We start from the raw sequence: 2,437 nt of genomic DNA on the forward strand, positions 1-2,437 counted from the left end.
GCTTGTAGGCGGGGCTGCGGGCGCGCTTCTGGGTGCTGACGTCAATTCGGCAGGGTTGGCGGCACAGAATGAAGCGATCAATAACGCTACGAGTCGATATCAGAACGTTAAGGATCCTCGTTTTCAGGCCAATGTAAAGGCGTTGGGCGCGTGTGTCGATCCGGTGTCCTGCCGCTCCAACGCCGCCTTCCTGGAGGCGCAAGTCGGAGTGCTGAGCGATGCAAAGATCGCAGCCATGTGCGGTGGCAATGCAGATTGTGTATCTGCACGGCAGGAGGAGCGAGGTCTGTATCAGCAGGCGTATGGGGAGGCACTGGCGMACCAAGACACCAACGTTGCGGCTCGGGATTTCTTGATCCGTGCGAACAATACGCAGAGTAAAGGCTATACCGCCACACAGATCGACAACGCACTGCTGCGATTCCAGCTTGGTACAAGCGACCCGACGAATCCTATTGATGCTTTCGTTGCCAAATCTATTCTTGGCAATGTTGCCCTTTTTGGAGCGATTAAAGGTGTCACCGGGGTGGACTCGGATGGAGGTGGTAGTTCCCGTGGGCCAAGACCAACAGCCGCAGGCCGAGTGCCGTCCGAAGCGGATCTTGTAAATCTGGCCAGCCAGCAACGTACCCAACATATTCTTTTGGGAGATGCCACTGGTGGTGGACATTTATGGCCGGGGGCTCCCGGGAAGACTGCCTTTCCGTCCGTATGGACAGAAAGCCAAATCATGCACAATGTATCGGATCTCGCGACGGATCCGACAGCGAAATGGACTCAACTCACAGGTAAGGCGGGGGCTGACTACACCTCAAAAGGCGCCCCTGTCCGGTGGGCTGTGGAAGGCGTGCGGGACGGGGTGCAGGTTCGTGTCATCGTGGAACCTCGCGGTGAGGGAATCATTACAGCATACCCAAAGCAATGAGGCCGAAATGAGAAAGCATTCAAACGCAGAGTCGATTATTGCAACAGTACTGAACGAGGTGGCATCAGCGTTTCCTGACGACACGCCGAAGAATGTTCGGGAGCTACTCGATCATGGCGAGCCTGGAGTTGCGCTAGAGGTTTTATATGCGCAGTTGATCGAATATCAGATTGAGGTTTCACCTGATTTAAAATCTCGCATGCGGACGGCTGCTGACCTTATGGGAATGTCCATAGCTAATCTGGACGGAGCAAGTGAATAGCCTAGGTGTTGGGGGAATCTCGGGAGGTCTTCTACACGCCGGATCATTATCCAGCTTTCATCCTCTGAAAGGGTTGCCTGGATAACCGAGAGACATTAAGTTCTGTGTCCCGGCTTTGGGAATTCCATGAGCTTGCATTCGTGTATGCCAAGATATCAAGGTTTGCCTCGGAACGGACGGATCACCGCTACACTCTATCCGGTGAGAAAATCCACAAGTGCGCCTAGCATCCAGTTTAGTCGGCCGAGTGGACGCAATAGTCAGATGAAGATCAGGTTTTGACCTATGAATCAGCATAGAAATACATTTGCCGATTACATGGCTACGCTGCGGTTTATCGCCCACAGCGTCTGTATCCACGGTATGTCGCGTGGAAGATTGAGTGAGAGTGATGGCGACGGACGATTCCTCGCATTCTTCTCACGAGCTTTTTTGCGCGAGCGCCGATGGGCCGTAATACCGCTGTGGGAGGGAGATCCCCGGTCGTTGCAAACGGAAAGGGGAGAGCAGATTGAACTGTTGGCAAGACTTCGCGTGTTCTGTATGCAAAACCAAAGTAACGTTCTGAACGTCGCGGCGCTCGAAAAGGCTGAGTGGGAGTATGCGCCCGACTTCTCAGCCGTCACAGTAGCTACCCGGAAGCTCGATTTAGCCGTTGATAATCCAAATCAACTATTTGAGACAACGCCCAACAATTTGCCATATTGGGGTTCAACTTTCCTTTGGCCGGACAACGAGCGCTTCATGGTCTATACGGACGGTGACAATGTCTCGTTCATCGCGGGAGATGGAGTTGAGATCGAAGATTTGCTTGGCGTTTCGTATGCCTACTGCGCTGAACGGTTCGTCTCTTCGAATATCGCGAACCAGACGCAACCGGATCTGATCAACGCCTTCCTCACATTTTGCGCAGAATTTGAGTAACCAAGAACGAAGGTTGATGTGTCAATTGTGCTCGATTCCGGGGAAACCAAGTACGTGCGCAGCTCGCCGTCGATGGGCTTGATGGTGGGTCGCGTGGTACTGGAACTGAAGACGCCGGAAAAAGCAAAAGAGGATCTCTCGTCGCTGAGCTATACGGGCGATCAGGTCAAGACGGCCGCGAAGTAATAAGAAGTGTTTGGGAGGGTGCTCCGGCATTCCTCCAGGTTGAGGCATTGCGCTTTTAGCTGACCGATTGACCGGTGCTACATCCCGGACGGCTACGTCCAGGCGCTGGCGACGCCCAACGGCGGCACGATCAGCGGGCA

At 53.9% G+C, this 2,437-nt stretch carries 3 protein-coding genes and 1 pseudogene; all 4 read left to right on the plus strand.

The features are described 5' to 3' along the window. Positions 1–925 (plus strand): EndoU domain-containing protein (locus AC1EJR_RS27190; RefSeq protein ID WP_477147848.1); only part of this gene is annotated, 925 nt, incomplete at its 5' end. A 7-nt stretch (positions 926–932) separates the two neighbouring features. After that, positions 933–1,187, plus strand: coding sequence for a MafI family immunity protein (locus tag AC1EJR_RS27195; RefSeq protein WP_143093955.1), 255 nt, complete (start codon positions 933–935; stop codon positions 1,185–1,187). 285 nt (positions 1,188–1,472) lie between these two features. Further along, complete coding sequence (locus AC1EJR_RS27200; RefSeq protein ID WP_477113947.1) at positions 1,473–2,111, plus strand: hypothetical protein; 639 nt, start codon at positions 1,473–1,475, stop codon at positions 2,109–2,111. Between the two features lie 21 nt (positions 2,112–2,132). After that, positions 2,133–2,297: pseudogene (locus tag AC1EJR_RS27205) on the plus strand (DUF2846 domain-containing protein); the annotation flags it as partial. Between the last annotated feature and the right edge of the window lie 140 nt (positions 2,298–2,437).

It is taken from the genome of Cupriavidus sp. 05T42, from assembly GCF_056396345.1.

Coding starts and splice junctions, on each gene's coding strand:
- AC1EJR_RS27200 (WP_477113947.1), top strand. CDS start 1,473: ATGAATCAGCATAGAAATACATTTGCCGATTACATGGCTACGCTGCGG.
- AC1EJR_RS27195 (WP_143093955.1), top strand. CDS start 933: ATGAGAAAGCATTCAAACGCAGAGTCGATTATTGCAACAGTACTGAAC.